This window comes from Anaerosporobacter sp. (assembly GCF_965301125.1).
This window is the reverse complement of sequence record NZ_CBDLAM010000009.1, coordinates 15,533-37,964: the sequence shown is the minus strand read 5'-3', so window position 1 is coordinate 37,964 and position 22,432 is coordinate 15,533. Positions and strand designations below refer to the sequence as shown.

The window sequence follows — 22,432 nt, the reverse complement described above, 5'->3', positions numbered from 1 at the left end:
CCTAAAAGCCGTGTTTTGCAAGAAACTCGGCTGTAATATTGTTGTTTTGTGTTTCTTTTCCCATCAGACGTTCCACATATTTTCCAATACAGTCATTTTCTAAATTGACCGAATCCCCAATACGGTAGCTGGATAGCGTTGTGAATGAAGCAGTGTGCGGTATAATAGAAACGCTGAAGCTGTCCTTATACACCTTTGCCACAGTCAGACTGATACCATCAATAGCAATCGATCCTTTTTCAATAATATATCGAAGAACAGGTAATGGTGTTTTGATTGTGTACCAAACGGCGTTATCATCTCTTCGAATGTCAGAAATCGTGCCAGTACCGTCGATATGCCCAGAAACAATATGTCCACCGAATCTGCCGTTTGCCAGCATTGCCCGTTCCAGATTAACAGGGTTTCCAATCCGTAGGTTTCCAAGGGAAGAGCGGTTCAAAGTTTCATGCATCACATCGGCGATAAAGCCGTTTGGGGAAATGGAGGTAACCGTAAGGCAGACACCGTTCACTGCAATGCTGTCGCCAATATGGAGATCCTGCATGATTATTGATGCTTGAACCGATAGGATAGCAGAACTCACTGCTTTTTTTATGTCCTGAATTTTGCCAATTTCTTCTATGATTCCTGTAAACACTGAATCACCTCGCTTTCTAATAAAATATCTTCACCCACTTGTGTAATGTTCGGTTTGCTTAGTACAAAAGCACCCTCTGGGTAATCAACACCTAAACCTGCTATCGGGGTTTTTGCGTTGCCACCAAACAGCTTGGGGGCCACATATGCCTGCACCTTATTCACAATACCGCTTTGTAAGGCTGACCAATTAAGTGTAGCGCCTCCCTCCAGCAAAAGACTGTCAATCTGTTTTTCACCCAATCTTTGCATCAAGTTGTTTAAATCAATATGCTTATCCTTTTTAGGAAGTACCATGATCTCACAGCCTGCATCCAGGTATGCACGATGTCTGTTGGTATCCGTTATAGCTGTAGCGATGAGGGTAGGAGCGGTATCGGTTGTAGATATAATTTTTGCTTGCAGTGGCGTTCTTAGATTGGTATCGCAGATGATGCGTAAGGGATTCTTGCTGTTTTCCAGCCGACAGGTCAGCATAGGGTCATCTGTGAGAATAGTGCCCACACCAACCATGATGGCAGAATAACGATGTCGATCTTCATGAACACGCTTGCGTGCCGTCTGGCCAGTAATCCATTGAGATTTACCGGTGTGTGTGGCAATTTTACCGTCCATTGTCATGGCATATTTCATGATAACATAGGGGGTTTTATGCCTGATGTAATGGAAAAAGCTTTCATTGAGCTTGTCGCACTCATCCTTTGCAACATTCTCCATTACCTCAATACCGTGAGAACGCAGAATCGCAATACCTTTCCCAGCAACCAGTGGATTGGGATCGGAAGAACCGACTACCACACGACTGATGCCACTTTCAATGATTGCTTCGGTACAGGGAGGTGTTCTCCCATGATGACAGCAAGGTTCCAGTGTCACATAGAGGGTTGCACCAGTTGCTGATGTCTGACAGTTTGCCAGTGCGTTTCGTTCTGCGTGGAGTTCTCCGCATTTTTCATGGTAGCCTTGCCCGATAATCTTGCCCTCCTTCACAATCACTGCACCAACCATAGGGTTAGGGTTTACCCAGCCGCAGCCTTGTTTTGCAAGTTGTATCGCAAGACGCATATATTCTATTTCATCCATATTGCACCTCCATTAAATGAAAAAAGCCCTGAACAAAATGTTCAGGGCAGGAGAAAAGAGACGGTTTATTATACACAAAAGAAAGCTAACACTCAAAAATGCCTTGAACAATTGTATGTTCAAGGCATTTTTATAAAATGAGTCACTTGGTTGCATAGAAATAAAAACAAATGCTCTGAAATGGTAATCATTTCAGAGCACAAATTTAATATCCACGCAAATAGCAAATCTTACTTTATCTTCTACTATCAGACTATACTGTCGGCTTCGGAATCTAACCGAATCAACCTTACGGTTCGTGGGCTGTACCACCGGTCGGGAATTTCACCCTGCCCCGAAGATCTTATTCAATTGGCATTATTATACCTCTGATTGCTAAAGCTGTCAATATATACCTAATATAAATCTATTATTAATTTTCCATAGTAAGGTTTTTATTAGCAGTTGAAAGCATTAACTTAATTCTATTAAGCTGGTTAACTTCACTTGCGCCTGGATCATAATCAACAGCGACGATGTTGGAATCAGGATAATGTTGTCGTAACACTTTAATAACACCCTTACCAACAACGTGATTAGGCAGACATGCGAATGGTTGTGTACAAACGATATTCTTAACTCCAGAATGAATTAACTCAATCATTTCACCTGTTAAGAACCAGCCTTCACCAGTCTGATTTCCAATGGATACGATCTCGTCAGCATAACCTGCAAGTTCGCTGATTTCCTTTGGTGGAGCAAAACGTTTACTTGCGGCTAATTGTTTCTTCATATCTTTACGATACTGTTCTATAAACCAAATACCAATATTATTCGTGAAAGCTTCTTTCTTAGGTTTACCAAGGTATTCTGATTTGTAATTAGAATTATAAGCACAGTATAAGAAGAAGTCTAATAAATCTGGCATAACAGCTTCTGCGCCTTCTGCTTCTAATAAATCAACCAAATAGTTGTTGGCAGCTGGTAGGAATTTAACAAGAATCTCACCTACGATACCAACTTTTGGTTTGGTAATATCTAATAATGGTAGCTTATCAAATTCTTTGATAATGTTACGAACATTAGCCTTAAATTCCGCACGTTTTCCATTTCGAACAGATTTGATACAACGGTCACGCCACTTTTCATAAAGGGTATTAGCAGAACCTAATTCAGCTTCATACGGTCTTGTACGATATAAAACACGCATAAGAACATCACCGTATACAAGTCCTTGTAAAGCACGATTTATAGCAGCTGGAGTGAATTTGAAACCTGGGTTCTTCTCAAGTCCTACTGTATTAATGGATACAACAGGGACTTGTTCCATACCAGCTTTACGAAGTGCTCGACGAATGAAACTGATATAATTTGTAGCACGACAACCTCCACCAGTCTGCGTTATAACTACACCTACTTTATTAAGATCATATTTACCAGATAAAAGTGCGTCCATAATTTGCCCCACAACCATTAAAGAAGGATAGCAGGCATCATTATTAACGTATTTTAGACCAACATCTACAGCACCTTTATTATCGTTATCTAAGACAACGACCTTGTAACCAACAGAATTAAGAGCAGCTTCTATAAAGTCAAAGTGAATTGGTGACATCTGTGGACATAATAAAGTATAATCTTCACGCATCTCCTCTGTAAAGATTACACGCTCGTACGAAGTAGTTGTTTGAGTGATATCAATATGTTTCTTTTCACGGTCACGAACAGCTGATAACAGTGAACGGATACGTATTCTAGCAGCTCCTAAGTTATTCACTTCATCAATTTTAAGAACGGTATAGATCTTACCAGCATCAACTAAGATATCATTAACCTGATCTGTTGTAACTGCATCAAGACCACATCCAAAGGAGTTAAGCTGTATTAACTCAAGATTTGGCATTGTCTTGACATAAGCAGCAGCGGAATATAGTCTGGAATGGTACATCCATTGATCCATAACGATAAGAGGACGTTCCACTTTACCTAGATGACTTACACTATCTTCGGTAAGTACTGCAACACCATAAGATGTTATTAATTCAGGAATACCATGGTTGATTTCTGGATCAACATGATAAGGACGGCCAGCTAATACAATACCCTTACGACCAGTCTCGTTAAGGTAAGCGATGGTTTCTTCTCCTTTTTTCTCGATATCCTTCTTAGCCTGTAATAATTCATTCCATGCAAGGTGAGCTGCAGCTTTAATTTCAGCAGCAGGTATATTATGACTTTCTTTGAAAACTTCAATTAATCGCTTTGTTAGGATTTCTTCTGAAGTAAATGCTAAGAAAGGATTTTGATAAAAGATAGAATCTCCAGCTAATTCATCTACATTATTCTTTATGTTTTCACCATAAGAAGTAACGATAGGGCAGTTATAATGATTATTAGCTTCTGGTATTTCATTTCGTTCATAGAAAACACAAGGGTAGAAGATATAATCAATTCCCTGTTTGATTAACCACATTACATGACCATGGGCTAGCTTTGCAGGGTAACATTCTGATTCACTTGGTATAGACTCAATACCTAATTCGTATATTTTACGTGTTGATTCTGGTGATAAGATTACACGGAAACCAAGTTCTGAAAAGAAAGTAAACCAATATGGATAGTTTTCATATTGATTTAAAACCCTTGGAATACCTACAGTTCCACGATACGCTTTATCCTGTTCTAGAGGAGTGTAATCAAACATTCTCTTAAGTTTATATTCAAATAAATTAGGGATATTATCTTTGTTCTTTGTTTTGCCTAGACCTCGTTCACAACGATTCCCAGTTATAAATTGTCTACCACCAGTAAAGCGGTTAATTGTGAGTAGACAACTATTCGTACAACCCTTACAACGAGCCATGGAAGTATCGAACTTCAAGGAATTGATCTTATCAATGGTGAGCATTGTAGTTTCTACACCTGGTGTATAACGTTCCCTTGCAATTAGGGCAGCACCAAAAGCACCCATAATACCTGCTATATCAGGGCGAACTGTATCACGTCCAAGTATCTTTTCAAAACTTCTAAGTACAGCATCATTATAGAAAGTTCCACCTTGAACAACTACATTTTCACCAAGATCTTTTGGATCTGCTAATTTGATAACCTTATATATTGCATTTTTAATTACCGAATATGCTAAACCAGCTGAGATATCATCAACTCCAGCGCCTTCTTTTTGCGCTTGTTTTACTTTGGAGTTCATGAATACGGTACATCGTGAACCAAGATCAATTGGATGTTTAGCAAATAAGGCAACTTTAGCAAAATCAGCTACTTCATAATTCAGTGATTTAGCGAAAGTTTCTATGAAAGATCCACAGCCAGAAGAGCAAGCTTCATTCAATTGTACACTATCTACCGTTTGATTCTTGATTTTAATACATTTCATGTCCTGACCACCGATATCGATGATACAGTCAACAGTAGGTTCAAAGAAAGCAGCAGCATAATAATGAGATACGGTCTCTACTTCACCCTCATCTAATAATAGAGCAGCCTTAATAAGAGCTTCACCATAACCAGTTGAACAAGAACGTACAATCTTAGCACTATCTGGTAATTTACTATAGATTTCTTTAATAGCTTTAATGGTTGTTTTTAAAGGACTTCCATTGTTGTTGCTGTAGAATGAATATAGTAAAGATCCATCTTCCCCTACTAATGCCACCTTAGTAGTAGTAGAACCTGCATCAATACCTAAGAAACAATCACCCTCATATGTTTCAAGGTCAGCTTTAACAACGGTATGTTTCGCATGTCGTATGGTAAAGTCATTGTATTCTTCCTCATTATTAAATAAGGGTTCCATACGAGATACTTCAAATTCCATTTGAATTCTAGAAGATAGTTTAGTAATCATATCTTCAATCGTTGTAACACCATCAAGCTTACTGCTTAGTGCAGAACCAATAGCGGCAAATAGATGAGAATTATCTGGAGCTATTGTTGTTTCTGGTGTAAGATTCAATGTTCTTATAAATGCATTTTTTAATTCTGTTAAGAAATGAAGAGGACCACCTAGGAATGCTACATTTCCGCGGATTGGCTTACCACAAGCTAGACCACTAATTGTCTGATTAACAACTGCTTGAAAGATAGAAGCTGATAAGTCCTGTTTTGTAGCACCTTCATTAATTAAAGGTTGAATATCAGATTTGGCAAAAACACCACATCTAGCTGCGATAGGATAGATTGCTTTATAATCTTTTGCGTATTCGTTCAAACCTGTAGCATCTGTTTTTAATAAGGTTGCCATCTGATCAATAAAAGAACCAGTACCACCAGCACAGATTCCATTCATTCTTTGCTCAATGCCATTAGAAAAATATATAATTTTAGCGTCTTCACCACCAAGTTCTATTGCTACATCAGTTTGAGGAGCGTAGTTTTGTAAAGCAGTAGAAACTGCAACAACCTCCTGAACGAAAGGAACTTCAAGATGCTTTGACAATGTAAGACCACCTGAACCTGTGATTACAGGTGCTATAGAACAATTGCCTAATTGTTCATATGCTTTGGCTAAAAGTGTATGTAAAGTTTCTTGAATATTGGCATAATGTCGTTCATAGTCAGAAAATAAGATGGTATGTTTAGCATCAAGAACTGCTATTTTAACAGTTGTCGAACCGATATCAATACCAAGAGTATAGATTAAATTGTTCATTTGTTACCAGCTTATGCTGTTCCTCCTTAATTAATTTATATAGACAAGAGATAATCATGAACATTATACGACAAACAATTAAATACTTCAACTTATTTTGAAATTCAAATCTTTACCAGGGAGAAATTACAGGTTCTTGCATATATTACTTTAGTTAAATTATATACACATTCTTTGTGACCTTTGAATATATTAGTACTGTATAGGCAGTGCAAATATTATATTAAGAAAGGATAGGTAAGAATGAGAAACTTTGATTCTTGTAGAGGAATTGTGCACGTAATTAGGAGAGGAGATTCCTTATATTCAATTAGTAGAAGGTATAACGTACCATTAGCTTTAATTATGCGTGCAAATCCTTACGTAGATGTATACAACCTACAGATCGGTGATGAAATTTGTGTTCCTACAAACAATATGGGCGGTATCGGTAACATTGGCACTGGAAACAGACCTTCTGGTACGGTACCACCTAATATGCCAGGGCAACCAACCAGACCATCACAACCTAGTATGCCAGAGCAGCCAACCAGACCATCACAACCTAGTATGCCAGAGCAGCCAACCAGACCATCACAACCTAGTATGCCTAGTCAACCAACCAGACCGTCACAACCTAATATGCAGGGCAATATGAATTTATTTACTTATATTATTAAAGATGCAGAGACATTAAAAGATATTCTTGACAAATTTGATATTGATTTAGAAGAATTTATTGAGAGCAATAACATGTCAACAATCTTATTGCAACCAGGTATGACAGTTAATATACCAGATAGAAGACAAAGAGAAGAGGAAGATTAGTAATGAAGATCTATTAATGTGAACTGTCGAGTTCACTTAGGAAAATGGATTCGACAGTTTTTTATTTGTTGTAAAATGCTATATTAAGTTGATTTACTATGTAATAATAAGTCAAAGAAATGATTTACTTCATATTAAATGTAAAATACACATAAAATCCATCAAGAATTAACGTAGAAAACAAGTGGTAAATGAAGGAAAATAATTTATTTTTAAAGTGTTTGACAAACGGTATTGTTACACATATAATTAATGTGGTTAGAAACAAAACTGTTATTTTTAGAAAGGATGTGGATTATATGGAAAGCGGACCGAGTAGTCGCCGGCAAAATTATCTATGTACGGCATTATTATTTGGACAGAGTAACATAAAAATTAAATATAATCGCACTTTCATTAGGATACATAGATAACAGTTACTATAAACAAGATACCATTTCTCTCTAGTATGTTTTTGTCTATTATCCTAATGGAAGTAGATAGGAGCGGACTATGATTGAAGTATACAAAACATATGACGATGGACTGCGTCAAATCAACGATTTTGAGGAAGGTTGTTGGATTGCATTAACAAATCCTACTGCGACAGAGTTGCTACAGGTATCGGATAAATATCAAGTTGATATTAACGATTTAAGGGCGCCTCTAGATGAAGAAGAACGCTCAAGAATTGAGGTTGAGGATACGTATACGCTTATCCTTGTAGATATTCCTACCTTAGAGGAACGTAACAATAAAGATCGTTATGTAACAATTCCTTTAGCAATTCTATTAGCAAAAGGGGCTATTATTACAATCTGTCTAGAGGAAACTCCAATCTTGAAGAGTTTTATGGATGGAAGAGTTAGAGACTTCTTTACATTCAAAAAAACCAGATTCATCTTGCAGATTCTATATAAGAATGCAAGTGCATATCTTCAACATCTTCGTGTGATTGATCGCAAGAGTGAAGAAGTTGAGAAGAAGTTACATGCCTCAACGAAGAATCGCGAATTAATCGAACTTCTAGAATTAGAGAAAAGTTTGGTTTATTTTACAACTTCTTTACGTGCTAATGAAGTTGTACTCGAAAAATTATTAAAGACTGAGAATATAAAACAGTATCCAGAAGATACTGATTTGCTTGAAGATGTTATTATTGAGAATAAACAGGCAATTGAGATGGCTAATATATACAGTGGAATTTTAAGTGGAACAATGGATGCCTTTGCATCAGTTATATCGAATAACCTTAACATTGTAATGAAATTCCTTGCTACTGTTACAATTGTATTATCCATACCAACTATGATTGCTAGTTTTTTCGGTATGAACTTTGTCCATATGCCAGGTATAGACGCGAAATATGGATTTTATATTGTTACAGCAGGGACTTTTGCATTGACAGCATTGGTGGCATACATTTTAGCAAAAAAAGATTTATTCTAAGTTGTTTTAATTATTTTGGGGTTGTCGTATGTTGCTATATGACAATCCCATTCTAATGTTTAATTGTATATCTAATATTGAGATAAGATTCTGGCATGTTAAAGCTTATTAAGTGCAATTATTATAATACGATAAAGGAAATATCAAATTTCTGTGAATTTTCTATTTTTTAATTGACTAAAATCATAAACTTGGTTATTCTTATCGTAGATTACGCAGAGTGGTCAATTCTAATAAAGAGGTGTGTTAGATGAAGTTTATCAATAAGTTAGAGAGAAAATTCGGTCGTTATGCGATTCATGATTTGATGAAATATATAATAACACTTTATGTTTTAGGTGCGGTGGTATATCTAATCAATCCATATTTTTATGATGCATATCTTAGCTTGAATATTGCTAAAGTGTTCCAAGGTCAAATTTGGAGGCTTGTTACATTTATCATTTATCCATCAACTTTGGGTGGTGGATTTGATATCTTTTTCTTTGCAATAGAGATGTATCTATATTACATGATTGGGCGTTCTTTAGAGGATGCTTGGGGAGCATTTCGATTTAATCTATATTATTTATCAGGTATTTTGTTTAATATTGTTGCAGCAGTTATCCTTTATTTTATTATGGGTGGAACATATCCAATGGGACTTACTTTTATTAATCGTTCCATGTTCTTTGCTTTTGCTGCAATTTATCCGAACGTACAGTTTCTATTATTCTTTGTAATACCTGTTAAGGTAAAGCATTTGGCATATATCTATGCGGCCATAATAGGTTACGATATATTCAAGTGTGTTCGAGATGGATTTATAACTTCGGATCCAAGATATTTCGCAATGGCAGTTTCGATTTTAGTAGCATTGCTTAACTTTGTAATTTTCTTTTTCGCAACTAGAAATTACAAAAGAATATCACCAGCAGCACAGAAACGTAGAAGAACGTATCATAAACAAGTTAATCGTTCAAAAACAATTACGAGACATAAATGTGCGGTTTGTGGTAGAACAGAACAAGATGATGAAAATCTTGAATTCCGATTCTGTTCCAAATGTGATGGGAACTATGAGTATTGTATGGAACATTTATTCACTCATACTCATGTGAAAAAGTAGCATAATTAGTGATATTGGGTTATATGAAATGGATTTTCATTTTAAAAGTATCTAGGTACATGATGATATATTATGTGCGTAGTGACTATATATGCTTTAGAATAGGATGGTAAAAATTATGAACAAAAAAACGAAAATAGTATGTACAATGGGACCAAACATGAATAACATCGAGAATATTCGTGCTCTTGCAAAGAATGGAATGGATATTGCAAGATTAAACTTCTCACATGGTGATTATGAAGAACATTTAAACAGAATCAACATGATTAAGCAAGTTAGAGAAGAACTTGGATTACCAATTGCTATATTATTAGACACAAAAGGCCCTGAAATCAGAACAGGGATGTTAGTTAATGATGAAAAAGTTCAATTAGTAGAAGGACAAGATTTCGTATTAACTACTGAAGAAATTATTGGTGATATTAACAAAGTATCAGTTACTTATACTCAACTTCCTGAAGATGTTAAAGCAGGTGATACTATTCTTATCGATGACGGTTTAATCGGACTTTCAGTTCAAAAAGTTGTAGATAAAGAAATCTTCTGTAAAGTAACAAACGGTGGTTTATTAGGAAGTCGTAAAGGTGTTAACGTTCCAGGTGTAAGCGTTAAGTTACCAGGAATTACACAAAAAGATAGAGAAGATATTATCTTTGGTGTTAATCAAGGATTAGATTTTATCGCAGCTTCATTCGTACGTAATGCAGATGCAGTTAGAGAAATTCGTAAAGTATTAAATGACGCTAACTCTGATATGGCAATCATCTCTAAGATCGAAAATGAAGAAGGAATTCAAAATATTGATGAAATCATCGAAGAATCAGATGGTATCATGGTAGCACGTGGTGACATGGGTGTTGAAATTCCTGCAGCTGAAGTTCCATTCATTCAAAAAATGATTATTCAAAAATGTAATGATGCATATAAACCAGTTATTACTGCAACTCAAATGTTAGATTCTATGATTCGTAACCCAAGACCAACAAGAGCAGAAGTAACTGACGTTGCTAACGCAATCTATGATGGTACAGATGCAATCATGTTATCAGGTGAAACTGCAATGGGTAAATATCCTGTTGAAGCATTACAAACAATGGTTAGCATTGCTTTAGAAACAGAATCACACCTTGACTATGATGGAATTCTTGAAATGAACAGTCTACACAGAAGTAAGAGTGTATCAAGCGGTATCTGCTACTCAGCAGTAGCAACTGCTAGCAGCTTAAATGCAAAAGTTATTGCTGCATCAAGTTTCTCAGGTTATACTGCACGTTTAGTTTCAAAATTCAAACCGCAATCTTTAGTAGTAGGTCTATCACCACTTGATAGAACACTAAGAAAAATGCAATTATACTGGGGTGTAGTACCAACTAAAATTAGTGAAGTTAACTCAACAGATGCTCTTTTAGATGAAGCAGTAGCAGATGTAAAAGCGAAAGGATTTGTTGAAAAAGATGATGTTATGATCGTTACAGCAGGTGTACCAGCTGGAGTAACTGGTGTTACTAATATGATCAAAGCAGTTATTATTGAAGAGTAATAATTATCAATAATAAACAACTCGGAATATGTTTCGAGGAATACTTATGCGTTAAATAGATACTTGAAAGAATAATAAGACTTTAAACAGGCTGTCGTGTTAAGAAATATGGTGAAATCACCAATCTTAATGTGACAGCCTGTTCTAAATCGATATAAAATACGTGAAAATTACTAAAATTTATTAAATTACAAAAAATTTATATTAAAAGGTAGCGTATAAATCGTTTTATTGATATAATAGGAGTTAGCGATTTTATTATTCGTGACAATTAAAAGTTCGTGGAACGTACTTTTCATTGTATATTTTAGCTGGCAGTATAAAAATACAAGGTGAGGTTTTGAAATATGAGTTTAAGTGTAAATCAATTACTAAAAAACATAAGAGAAAATAAGGAAGTTGAAGTATATTTACCACAATACATGAATCGTTCCTTATCAACTTATTATAGATATTCCTTGGTTGATTTAACAATGAAATATGTCATGTTATATGAAGTGATTTCTGAAAAACATAATAAACAAATTGATCAAGTTAAAGATATCTTAGACCAAGTTAATCAGTTAGTTAAAGAAACTATGTTGGATGTATTTGATGAAAGTACTCGTGCAACAAAAGTGGAAGAAATTGCCGAGGTTCGTAAAGAGATTATGTCTAGAATGAAATCTATTACAGCATATGCAGACATAATGCAATTATATGAATACGTATTAAATCGTATCGAAGACAAATACTCTGATGAAATTGAAGAGTTCGACGTTGATGTTTTCACTGGGGAAATTATTAATTATATATTCTCTAATAATGATAATGTTATCATTAATACAAAAGTTCAAGAAATCATTGGACAATTACCGGTCAGAATGACAAAGACAAAATACTATGATTTATTAAAGGATAGTATTTCGATCTATAAGGGAAGCGAAAGAAGTTCTGTAGATGGATATTTATATATGATTAAATCTGCAACTACTTTAGATAGACCTAAGGATATGAAAAAGCAATTTCCAGAACTATATAAAGCGGCCACTCAAATTGAATCTGCAGATTTTAAGAGTTTAACAAAACCAGAATTTTATAGATTAAATGGAATGGTTCAAGATCGTGCTATGGACTTATTAGAAATCTCTGATTTATTTATGCAGATACAAGAAATCATTAACTGTTTATATGCATATAACTTAACAGTGGGATATCAGAATGCTGATATGAAAGAAGAGACTTTATGTAAGGAATTAATTGCACATGTGAATGGTTATTTCTTAGAAGGTGACCAAAAAGAACTTGATGAAAAAGAAGTGGACAAACTTTCTAAGCTTGAAGGTGCAATGGAATCTTCTATGCAAGAAATCGCCTTATTAGAAGGTGGATATGAAGATGTCATGACGATGTATGGTAAGAAATTAAAGAGTTTAATGTTATCTACACAAGGTGCTTGTGTAACTACTTGCATGAAATTACTTGGAAACAGCATGTTTGTTGATTTGAATGCCAAAGTATCAACTAAGTTAGCTGATGATGCGTACATTGAAAAAGTAACTTCTACACTTATCAAAAATCTTGCTAAGATGTTTGATAAAGTACCACAATGTGTTGTTCGTGCCGTGATGGCAAGTTCGCTAAATAAGATGCCAGTTTTCTTTAATAATTCAGATGAAATTGCTGAATATGTAGCTAATTCTTTAAACCAATGTAAAGATCTAGCTGAAAAAACTGCTTGCTATAGTATAATTCAAGATATTATGTCTGAGCAATAAACTAAAAACATAAATCGATAAATCCTGATACTGTCGACTAAGTACATATTTACTTGGTCTGACAGTATCATTGCTATTATTAACCTGGGTATACACCAAAAATTGTAATAAATACTAGGATAGAACAAAACAGTTATGAATAACTAAAAAAATTTAGGTATATACTTATAGATACTGTTGTTAAATGTTTTAGAGGGGGCTTTGGGAATGATTACATGGTATCATACACTATATATGGATGACCGTATTGCCAAGAATGTAGACAAAATTAAGAACGCTATAGAAGCAAATAAACCGACAGTTGGTATCTATTGTATCGCCCTTGCATCTAATGAAAATAATTTGTTTGATATAATGAATGTGAATGAATTAATGTTTCAACATTATAAAAGAAATAAAATTTATATCCTTGGACTCGCACGAGGAAAAGAAAGTGCAAAACGTTTAGTGGTAAGAATGATTGAAGATGTGTATCGTGAAACAGGAGATGTTCATGCGAGAGAATACTTTGCAGAAAATGGTAGGTGAAGAGGTAGATGCTTCATGTGATATTCATTATTTTGAAAATAATCGGTATTGTACTAGGTGTTCTTCTTGCCTTATTACTGTTGTTATTGGGAATACTACTGTTCGTTCCTATCAGGTATCGCATATATGCATCAAAGTATGATACAATACAAGCCAAGGCAAAAGTGAGCTATCTATGTAAAATTGTCTCGTTTCGTTTTCGGTATTATAGCGAAGAGGAGACGTATTCGTATTGTCTAAGGATTTTTGGATATCCTGTGATTGATAGTAATCGGCCGCCAAAGGTAAAGAAAGAGAAAAAAGTTAAGGTTAAGAAAGTAAAACCGGCTAGAAGTCAAACTAGTAAGACGAAGGTTAGAAAAATAGAAACGGTTGAGATAGAAAAAAAGCAAGATATTCAAATAAAAGATCATTATGAAGAAGAACATAAAGTTGAAGATAATGAAATACAAGATAATAAAATAGTGTATAAAGAAGTAGAAGTGGATAAGAATGATATAATAAATCCACTCCAGAAAGAACATACTAATATAGTTAGAAATGAAAAAGTAGTTGAGGAAAAGGTTGATGAAGAAGAAAGAGAATCATTTCTCCATAGAATAACAAAACCATTTAGAGCTACTATTCAACGAATCAAAGAAGTAATTCGAAAAGTCCGTGAAGTGATACGTTCAGCGCGAAATATTTTTTCAAATGTTAAAGCTAAGATTCATCTAGTCAAGGACTTCCTTGAAGTAGAAGATAATCGCAAAGGTTTAGGTCGTGTATATGCAGGTATAAAGAAAATCTTAAAGCATATTTTACCATATAAGGTTAAAGGATTTGTTAGATTTGGATTAGACGATCCTTGTAATACGGGATATCTATTAGGTGTATTATCACTTGTATACCCTATATACGCAAACAAGATACAGATTATACCAGATTTCCAAGAAGAAGTGTTGGAAGGTCAGGTAGATGCGAAAGGAAGAATACGTGCATTTACTTTACTTATAATAGGAATTAAACTTATCTTAGATGATAACTTTAAAAAGTTGCTTAAAAATGTGAAAGAATTAAAGGAGGAGTTCTAATGAATGACAATAGTTTTGGATCTACAGTAGAAGCATTATTTAAAGGAATGGATAGTTTTCTTACTACAAAAACTGTGGTAGGAGAAGCTGTTAAGGTAGAAGATGGTACAATTATTTTACCTTTAGTTGATGTAAGTTTTGGTGTCGCTGCTGGTGCGTTTTCACAAGAAGATAAGAAGAAAAACAATGGTGGCGGAGGTATGGGTGGAAAAATTACCCCAAGTTCTGTATTGGTTGTACAAAATGGTTCTGCAAGACTTGTTAATGTTAAAAATCAAGATGGTGTTACTAAGATTTTAGATATGGTACCTGAATTTGTAAATAAATTTACAGCTACTAATAAAATGAAACATAATCCAGAGACGGCTGCAACGGAAGAAGAATAATTTTTCTACACGAATAAACTCGAATTTTAAGCAATTAAGAAATAATGCTTGCAAAAACTTATGATTCGTGATAGAATATTCTTTGTTTGTAGGTCGTGAGACAAGATAATTGAAAAATCAATTGAAGTAAATTACCTTAAGGAGGTGCGTGACGTGGCTAAATGTGCTATTTGCGAAAAAGGTGCTCATTTTGGAAACAATGTGAGTCATTCACATAGAAGAAGCAATAAAATGTGGAAAACTAACGTGAAATCTGTTAAAGTTAAAGTTAACGGTGCGGCTAAGAAAATGTATGTTTGTACTTCTTGCTTAAAATCTGGTTTAGTTGAACGTGCTTAATTTTTTGTAATAAGTGATAAGAAGGCTGTCTTAAGTGCTATGAAAATAGTCTAAGACAGTTCTTTTTATATAATGGCATGTTCACTTAATTACAGAAGAGATTATAACCAAGGATTAAGCATAGTATAATTATAATGATAGCAAGGAGCCCGTTGGTTATGAAGATCATAAGTGTCATACCGATGGCAATCCAAAAAAGAATAAAACCTAACATACGTTTCATGATTAATCACTCATTCTAGGGGATATACTTCCCTTTATTTATTAATTATATATATTCAATCATATGTATATTATGTGTACAATGTGACTGTTAAGGCTTGGTTTATTGACTCAAAGAACTGTATTTGTAATGTAGGAAAACGGATATTGAATATTCGTTTGAAAATGACAAAAAGTGGATATAATTTATATATAGGCGTAATTTTTTATTTACCTGTTTCCTTTTTAATAAAAAAAGGTTATAATAATCAAGTAGAAGATATGGATAGGTTAATAGACGATACTTATATTATTCATACAGGTACAATCGTGCCAGCGTTGTACTGTATAAACATAGTCGTTTATCCATAGAATTAGGAATTGGAGGGTTAACTATGAAAGGACATATGAATACTCAGATGGGTGAAATCATGATCGATAATGAAGTAATCGCTAAGTATGCTGGATCAGCTGCTGTAGAATGCTTTGGTATCGTTGGCATGGCTTCAGTTAATGTAAAAGATGGTTTAGTTCGTTTGCTTAAAAGAGATAACCTTAGTCATGGAGTTAATGTCATAATAGAAGACAATAATCTAACAATAGATATGCACATTATTGTAGCATATGGTGTAAGTATTTCAGCTGTTACGGATAATTTAATTAGTAACGTTATATATAAAGTAGAAGAATTTACTGGCATGAAAGTTGAAAAGATTAATGTCTTTGTCGAAGGCGTACGTGTGCTCGACTAGATTAAACTTTTATGGTTATTGTTAATTTAAGGAGGAACAAACAAGTGGTTATGAATACAATAGATGCGATTACTCTACAAAAGTTATTTCTTGCGGGAGCAAAGCGCATTGAAGCAAAGAAAGAATATATTAATGAATTAAATGTATTTCCTGTTCCAGATGGTGATACTGGAACGAATATGTCGTTAACAATAATGTCCGCTGCTAGAGAGGTTAGTGCGATTGAGAATCCTACAATCCAAGTACTAGCAAAAGCAATTTCTAGCGGCTCTTTACGTGGAGCGAGAGGTAATTCAGGAGTTATTCTTTCTCAGTTATTCCGTGGATTTACAAAAGAAATACAAGAACATGAGGAAATTACTGTTGAAATCATGGCTGTAGCCTTTGAAAGAGCAGTTGAAACGGCTTATAAAGCTGTTATGAAACCGAAAGAAGGTACAATCTTAACAGTAGCACGTGGTGGAGCAGATAAAGCAGCTGAGTTAGTAGGTAAGACAGATGATTTAGTTTATTTTGCAGATGAAGTAATTAAACATATGGATTCAGTATTAGCAAAGACTCCAGATATGTTACCTGTATTAAAAGAAGCCGGAGTAGTAGACTCGGGTGGTCAAGGTTTATTAGAAATATTAAAAGGTGCTTATGATGCAATGCTTGGTAAAGAAGTGGATATCACAATCGAAACTTCTAATACAGCAGCTAAGAGCGCAGGAGCTACTTCTTCAGAAACAGTTGATATTAAATTTGGTTATTGTACAGAATTTTTTTTATTGTTAGAATTAGAATTTACTCTAAATACTGTAATAGATTTCTAAGGATTTTTAGAGTCAATCGGAGATTCGATTGTAGTAGTATCAGATGATGATATTGTTAAGGTACACGTACATACGAACGATCCTGGATTAGCAATTCAGAGAGCATTAACGTATGGATCCTTAACTAGTATGAAAATTGATAATATGCGTGAAGAGCATCAGGAAAAGCTAATTAAAGAAGCTGAAAAAGCGCAAGCAACTACAGCTGAGATTAAAAAGGATGAGCCAATGAAAGAAGTTGGATTTATCTCTGTCTCAATTGGTGAAGGCGTGAATGAAATCTTTAGAGGACTAGGAGTTGACTACTTAATCGAAGGTGGTCAAACAATGAATCCTAGTACAGAAGATATGTTAAATGCGATAGAACAAGTAAATGCTAAGACGATCTTTATTCTACCTAATAACAAGAATATAATTCTTGCAGCTGAACAAGCAAAACAATTAACAGAGGATAAAGAAATCATAGTAATACCAACTAAGACTATCCCACAAGGAATAACAGCTGTAATTAACTTTGTATATGATAAATCACCTGAAGAAAACACAGAACGTATGATAGAAGAGATGTCAAGAGTTAAATCTGGACAAGTAACTTATGCAGTACGTGATACTACAATTGATGGAAAAGAGATTCACCAAGGAAATATCATGGGAATCGGTGATTCTGCAATCCTTACAGTAGGTAATGCAATTCATAATACAACAGTTGATTTGATTAAGTGTCTAGTAGATGAAGACTCAGAATTAATCAGCTTATATTATGGAGAAGAAGTAAAAGAAGAAGATGCTAATAAAGTAGCAGAAGAGATTATGTCAGCATATCCAGATGTAGATGTGGAAGTCCACAGTGGCGGACAACCAATTTATTATTATGTGTTATCTGTAGAGTAATCACGAAGGCTACGAGCAGTGCGGAAATAGAAAGAGAGACTCAGGAGAGTAAGCTTGCTTACACTCCTGAGTCTCTCTTTCTATTTCCATAGGGCGACAGCCCGTGTGCGTCTTGAGCGAAGCTCAAGACGCTGGACTGCGAGAAAGTAAATCTGATGCGACAGCCCGTGCACAGCTTGAGCGAAGCTCAAGACGCTGGACTGCGAGAAAGTAAATCCATGCAACAGCCAGTGTACGTTTTGAACAAAAGTAAAACCATAGCCACATCTCCACTAATATTATCCCCGAATATACGTTCTTGTATAATCAAGTTATCTATGTTAAAATTATAAATAAACGACTACATATTGTTACAACCAATACAGTCAAATATATAAATCTAAAACCACAGAGAGGAGGCCCCTCCACTATGCAATTAACAGACTCCATAAGCGTAGTAAAAGGAATTGGTGAAAAGACAGAAAAAAGCCTTAATAAATTAGGGATATATACGGTTAAAGATATGTTAGAACATTATCCAAGAGCCTATGACATATATGGAAGACTTATGAACATAAATGAAATTGAAGAAGGCGAAATGGCATTATTCGTAGGATATATGTATATGAATATAGAGACAAAGAAGGTTCGCCATCTGAATATTGCTTCTTGTCGAGTGAAAGATGCAACAGGAAGTATCGGTTTAACTTGGTTTAACATGCCTTATATAAAAAACACAGTGAAATCTGGTAGTTATTATATCTTCCGAGGAAAAGCTTCCAGAAAAAATGGTGTACTAGTAATAGAACAGCCTAAGATTCTTTCAAAAGAAGAATACTATAATAATAAAGACATACTACAGCCTATCTACCCATTGACGAATGGAGTGACCAATCATTTACTTAGCAAAACAGTAAAAGCAATACTAGATGAAATTGACCTAACTGGCGATTTTCTACCTGTTAACCTTCGTAAGGAGAATGACTTAGTAGATTATCGTTTTGCAGTAAAACAAATTCATTTTCCTAAGGATAAAGAGGATATGTTACGTGCACGTAAGAGAATCGTATTTAATGAGTTTTTCTTGTTTACATTAGCATTAACTTATATGAAAGAGGAAAAGAGTAAGAAGATACGTAAAACCCCATATGACCGTGGAAAAGTAAGCGATGCTTTAATAGAAAGTTTACCCTATGAACTGACCAATGCCCAGAAGAGAGCATGGAACGAAATTATGCAGGATATGTGTGAGGGCGTGGTTATGAATCGTTTGGTGCAAGGTGACGTAGGTTCAGGTAAAACTGTCTTAGCAGCTTTAGCATTGGCTTTGAATGCTGAAAATGGATACCAAGGAACGTTAATGGTACCAACGGAAGTATTAGCAAAGCAACATTTTGAATCATTAAGTAAATTATATGAGTCTTTTGATATACAATGTATCTTATTAACTGGATCGATGACAGCTAAGGAAAAACGTTTAGCCTACGAAAAGATAAAGAATCATGAAGTAGCTGTAATCATAGGTACCCATGCATTAATTCAAGAAAAAGTAGAATATGCGGATCTAGGATTGGTAATTACCGATGAACAGCATCGTTTTGGGGTAAAGCAACGAGAGATATTATCTACAAAGGGTGAAAATCCACATGTATTGGTAATGAGTGCAACTCCAATACCTAGAACACTGGCTATAATATTGTATGGTGATCTAGATATATCGGTGGTAGATGAATTACCAGCCAACCGACTTCCAATTAAAAATTGTGTTGTGAATACAGATTATCGTAATACAGCGTATCGATTCATTGAAAATCAGATTCAAGAGGGAAGACAAACTTATATTATATGTCCTATGGTTGAAGAAAGCGAGACCATGGAAGCGGAGAATGTTATTGAGTATACACAGAAAGTTCGTGAAGAATTACCACCATTTATTCGTACAGAATATCTTCATGGTAAGATGAAACCGAAAGAGAAGAATGAGATAATGGAACAATTCGCAAGAAATGAAATTCAAGTTCTTGTATCAACGACTGTAATTGAAGTAGGGGTAAATGTACCAAATGCAACGGTAATGATGATTGAGAATGCAGAACGATTCGGTTTGGCTCAACTTCATCAGCTTAGAGGGCGTGTTGGCCGTGGTGCTCATCAATCGTATTGTATCTTGGTTAGTGGCTCAAGAAGTAAAGAAACAAAGAAGAGATTAGAGATATTGAATACTTCTAACGATGGATTCTATATAGCGGGAGAAGACTTGAAACTTAGAGGACCTGGAGATTTATTTGGTATTCGTCAAAGTGGTGAGATGGAATTCAAATTAGCAGATATCTACAATGATGCTAAAGTTCTAAAAGATGCCAATGAAGCAGCTAAGAATATGTCAATTCAAGAGATTCAAAAGCTATGTAGTAAGAATGAAAGGTTAAAGAACCAATTAGAAAGCTATATTGGGACAACATTATAGTAATTTTATAGTAAGAGGAACGAAACATATTTGTGAAGAAAACAAGTATGTTTCGTTTTTTTATGCTTCCTCCTATTACCAACTTTTCGTAGAGGAATTAATGCATATTAGCAATATATTCGACGGTATTTTGTCTAAAACATATTGAATAGACATGATAGTTGAAAATGATGTAAAGAAATGATACCTAAAAATGTTTGATAGATAGAAAATCCGATGTTATAATAATGGAAATTAATGTAAATAATAGAATTCATGATATTAATGGGAAGGATAAGTAGTGTTTAATGGAATTTTATATCAAGAAACGAAAAAGACTAGGTGATTTATTGATTTCATCGGGTTGCATTACGCAAGAACAGTTGATAGAAGCATTAGAAATGCAAAAACATACATCAAAAAAATTAGATGAAACATTACTGGATATGGATCTCTTATACGAGCAAGATATCGTTGAAGCGCTACATACACAATTAGGATTAGATACTGTGAATTTAAGTAAAGTACGTATTGAGGAATCTATTATTCGTTTGGCGAATGAAAACATTCTCCGTAAGTATATGATGATGCCTTTTGAAATTAAAGAAAATAATCCAAACGTTTTACGTGTAGCAATGGCAGACCCCCTTGATATTGTTGCTATTGATGATTTAGCTATAGTAACAAATTATCAAATTGAGGCAGTTGTAACGTCATCTACAGAGATAGTTGCAGCCATTGAGAAGTATTATGGTAATGCAGAAGCTATGGCGGTAGCGGAACGATATAGTAAGGAGAGGGAGAATTTGTATCAGAATCTCGATGAGAAAGAAGAAAACGATGATATCGAGAATTCTCCTATTGTGTTATTAGTTAAGAAAATAATTGAACAAGCAGTAAGGCAACGAGCTAGTGATATACATATAGAACCCTTGAAAGAAAATATACGTGTTCGTTACCGAATAGATGGTGTTTTAGCAGAAGTGATGAAATATGATTCTTCCATATTACCTGCATTAGTTGCAAGAATTAAAGTTATAGGGGAAATGGATATCTCAGAGAAGAGAAAACCTCAAGATGGAAGAATCACAAGTATCATGGATAAACAAGAATATGATATTCGGGTATCCATTCTTCCAACTGTTTATGGTGAAAAGGTTGTTATGAGAATAACAGAAAAAAGTGGATTGAAGAAGAGCAAGTTGGAATTAGGATTTTCAAATGAAGAGATGGACAAGTTTAATCGAATTCTTTCAAATCCATACGGAATAATTTTAGTAACAGGACCTACGGGGAGTGGTAAATCAACAACATTATATACAGCGTTAAGTGAATTAAACAAAGAAGATGTAAACATAATTACAGTAGAAGATCCTGTAGAAGCAAACATTGATGGTGTTAATCAAGTACAGGTAAATGCGAAAGCAGACTTAACATTTGCCTCCGCTCTTAGATCAATCTTAAGACAGGACCCAGATATCATAATGATAGGTGAGATGAGAGATAGCGAGACCGCAGAGATAGCGGTAAAAGCATCTATAACAGGTCATCTCGTAGTTAGTACTTTACATACCAATGATGCTGCGGGAAGTATTATCAGATTAGTAGATATGGGGATTGAACCTTATCTGATTGCAGATGCTGTAGTTGGGGTTATCGCCCAAAGATTAGTGCGAAGATTATGCCCATATTGTAAAAGAGAAAAACTTGCAGATCCTTTTGAAAAGAAGATTCTTGGAATTGATAATGCAGAAACAGTGAAACTATATGAACCATATGGTTGTCATAGGTGTAATGATACAGGATATATAGGTAGAATTGGTGTCTATGAAATAATGCCAGTAACAACGGCTATTAAAGAAACTATTAGCCATAAAGCGGGTGTGGAAGAAATTAAGAAAACGGCAGAGAATGAAGGCTTAGTTAGTTTACATAAAGCAGGGGTGAAGCATGTTTTAGAAGGAATAACGTCCGTATCAGAATTGATGAAAATAATGGTGAAAATATGA

At 34.7% G+C, this 22,432-nt stretch carries 15 protein-coding genes, 1 pseudogene and 1 riboswitch; of the genes and pseudogenes, 13 read left to right on the top strand and 3 right to left on the bottom strand.

Annotated features, from left to right (window positions below; translation table 11 throughout):
- Position 1 precedes the first annotated feature (1 nt).
- The 3 genes from ACW2QF_RS01930 to ACW2QF_RS01920 form a co-directional block, all read right to left on the bottom strand.
- Entirely contained in the window at positions 2 to 640 is a 639-nt protein-coding gene (locus ACW2QF_RS01930) for a riboflavin synthase (RefSeq protein WP_455714306.1), read from the bottom strand.
- Positions 622 to 1,722, bottom strand: coding sequence for a bifunctional diaminohydroxyphosphoribosylaminopyrimidine deaminase/5-amino-6-(5-phosphoribosylamino)uracil reductase RibD (gene ribD / locus ACW2QF_RS01925; protein WP_455714305.1), 1,101 nt, complete (start codon positions 1,720 to 1,722; stop codon positions 622 to 624). The genes ACW2QF_RS01930 and ribD overlap by 19 nt, the downstream gene beginning before the upstream one ends.
- Positions 1,723 to 1,955: 233 nt before the next feature.
- Positions 1,956 to 2,068: riboswitch (FMN riboswitch) on the bottom strand.
- 66 nt (positions 2,069 to 2,134) lie between these two features.
- Positions 2,135 to 6,370: an acyl-CoA dehydratase activase-related protein gene (locus ACW2QF_RS01920; RefSeq protein WP_455714304.1), complete on the bottom strand. Its 4,236-nt coding sequence runs from the start codon at positions 6,368 to 6,370 to the stop codon at positions 2,135 to 2,137.
- A 243-nt stretch (positions 6,371 to 6,613) separates the two neighbouring features.
- Here ACW2QF_RS01920 and ACW2QF_RS01915 point away from each other — a divergent pair, with 243 nt between their 5' ends.
- The 13 genes and pseudogenes from ACW2QF_RS01915 (at position 6,614) to ACW2QF_RS01855 (ending at position 22,432) form a co-directional block, all read left to right on the top strand.
- Positions 6,614 to 7,177 carry a LysM peptidoglycan-binding domain-containing protein gene (locus ACW2QF_RS01915; protein ID WP_455714303.1) on the top strand — a complete coding sequence of 188 codons (564 nt, stop codon included), beginning with the start codon at positions 6,614 to 6,616 and terminating at the stop codon, positions 7,175 to 7,177.
- A 492-nt stretch (positions 7,178 to 7,669) separates the two neighbouring features.
- Complete coding sequence (locus ACW2QF_RS01910; RefSeq protein WP_455714302.1) at positions 7,670 to 8,605, top strand: magnesium transporter CorA family protein; 936 nt, start codon at positions 7,670 to 7,672, stop codon at positions 8,603 to 8,605.
- Between the two features lie 250 nt (positions 8,606 to 8,855).
- Complete coding sequence (locus tag ACW2QF_RS01905; RefSeq protein ID WP_455714301.1) at positions 8,856 to 9,713, top strand: hypothetical protein; 858 nt, start codon at positions 8,856 to 8,858, stop codon at positions 9,711 to 9,713.
- A gap of 118 nt (positions 9,714 to 9,831) precedes the next feature.
- The gene (pyk, locus tag ACW2QF_RS01900; protein WP_455714300.1) at positions 9,832 to 11,256 is read left to right on the top strand and encodes a pyruvate kinase; all 1,425 of its coding nucleotides are present in this window, start codon (positions 9,832 to 9,834) and stop codon (positions 11,254 to 11,256) included.
- A 347-nt stretch (positions 11,257 to 11,603) separates the two neighbouring features.
- A complete protein-coding gene (locus ACW2QF_RS01895) occupies positions 11,604 to 13,013 on the top strand; it encodes a hypothetical protein (protein ID WP_455714299.1) in 1,410 nt (469 codons plus the stop codon).
- Between the two features lie 207 nt (positions 13,014 to 13,220).
- On the top strand, positions 13,221 to 13,541 hold the full coding sequence (locus ACW2QF_RS01890) for a hypothetical protein (protein WP_455714298.1): 321 nt from the start codon (positions 13,221 to 13,223) through the stop codon (positions 13,539 to 13,541).
- Positions 13,542 to 13,549: 8 nt separating this feature from the next.
- The gene (locus ACW2QF_RS01885; RefSeq protein ID WP_455714297.1) at positions 13,550 to 14,614 is read left to right on the top strand and encodes a DUF2953 domain-containing protein; all 1,065 of its coding nucleotides are present in this window, start codon (positions 13,550 to 13,552) and stop codon (positions 14,612 to 14,614) included.
- The gene (locus tag ACW2QF_RS01880) at positions 14,614 to 15,000 is read left to right on the top strand and encodes a GerW family sporulation protein (protein ID WP_455714296.1); all 387 of its coding nucleotides are present in this window, start codon (positions 14,614 to 14,616) and stop codon (positions 14,998 to 15,000) included. The genes ACW2QF_RS01885 and ACW2QF_RS01880 overlap by 1 nt, the downstream gene beginning before the upstream one ends.
- A gap of 153 nt (positions 15,001 to 15,153) precedes the next feature.
- The gene (rpmB, locus tag ACW2QF_RS01875) at positions 15,154 to 15,339 is read left to right on the top strand and encodes a 50S ribosomal protein L28 (RefSeq protein ID WP_455714295.1); all 186 of its coding nucleotides are present in this window, start codon (positions 15,154 to 15,156) and stop codon (positions 15,337 to 15,339) included.
- Positions 15,340 to 15,935: 596 nt separating this feature from the next.
- The gene (locus ACW2QF_RS01870) at positions 15,936 to 16,292 is read left to right on the top strand and encodes an Asp23/Gls24 family envelope stress response protein (protein ID WP_455714294.1); all 357 of its coding nucleotides are present in this window, start codon (positions 15,936 to 15,938) and stop codon (positions 16,290 to 16,292) included.
- Positions 16,293 to 16,336: 44 nt separating this feature from the next.
- Positions 16,337 to 17,998: pseudogene (locus ACW2QF_RS01865) on the top strand (DAK2 domain-containing protein).
- A 409-nt stretch (positions 17,999 to 18,407) separates the two neighbouring features.
- On the top strand, positions 18,408 to 20,444 hold the full coding sequence (recG, locus tag ACW2QF_RS01860) for an ATP-dependent DNA helicase RecG (RefSeq protein ID WP_455714293.1): 2,037 nt from the start codon (positions 18,408 to 18,410) through the stop codon (positions 20,442 to 20,444).
- Positions 20,445 to 20,731: 287 nt separating this feature from the next.
- Positions 20,732 to 22,432: a GspE/PulE family protein gene (locus ACW2QF_RS01855; protein ID WP_455714292.1), complete on the top strand. Its 1,701-nt coding sequence runs from the start codon at positions 20,732 to 20,734 to the stop codon at positions 22,430 to 22,432.

Bases quoted from the DNA above. Each gene is read 5' to 3' on its own strand.
- ribD (WP_455714305.1), bottom strand. From the start codon at position 1,722: ATGGATGAAATAGAATATATGCGTCTTGCGATACAACTTGCAAAACAA.
- ACW2QF_RS01920 (WP_455714304.1), bottom strand. From the start codon at position 6,370: ATGAACAATTTAATCTATACTCTTGGTATTGATATCGGTTCGACAACT.
- ACW2QF_RS01915 (WP_455714303.1), top strand. From the start codon at position 6,614: ATGAGAAACTTTGATTCTTGTAGAGGAATTGTGCACGTAATTAGGAGA.
- ACW2QF_RS01910 (WP_455714302.1), top strand. From the start codon at position 7,670: ATGATTGAAGTATACAAAACATATGACGATGGACTGCGTCAAATCAAC.
- ACW2QF_RS01905 (WP_455714301.1), top strand. From the start codon at position 8,856: ATGAAGTTTATCAATAAGTTAGAGAGAAAATTCGGTCGTTATGCGATT.
- pyk (WP_455714300.1), top strand. From the start codon at position 9,832: ATGAACAAAAAAACGAAAATAGTATGTACAATGGGACCAAACATGAAT.
- ACW2QF_RS01895 (WP_455714299.1), top strand. From the start codon at position 11,604: ATGAGTTTAAGTGTAAATCAATTACTAAAAAACATAAGAGAAAATAAG.
- ACW2QF_RS01890 (WP_455714298.1), top strand. From the start codon at position 13,221: ATGATTACATGGTATCATACACTATATATGGATGACCGTATTGCCAAG.
- ACW2QF_RS01885 (WP_455714297.1), top strand. From the start codon at position 13,550: ATGCTTCATGTGATATTCATTATTTTGAAAATAATCGGTATTGTACTA.
- ACW2QF_RS01880 (WP_455714296.1), top strand. From the start codon at position 14,614: ATGAATGACAATAGTTTTGGATCTACAGTAGAAGCATTATTTAAAGGA.
- ACW2QF_RS01870 (WP_455714294.1), top strand. From the start codon at position 15,936: ATGAAAGGACATATGAATACTCAGATGGGTGAAATCATGATCGATAAT.
- recG (WP_455714293.1), top strand. From the start codon at position 18,408: ATGCAATTAACAGACTCCATAAGCGTAGTAAAAGGAATTGGTGAAAAG.
- ACW2QF_RS01855 (WP_455714292.1), top strand. From the start codon at position 20,732: ATGGAATTTTATATCAAGAAACGAAAAAGACTAGGTGATTTATTGATT.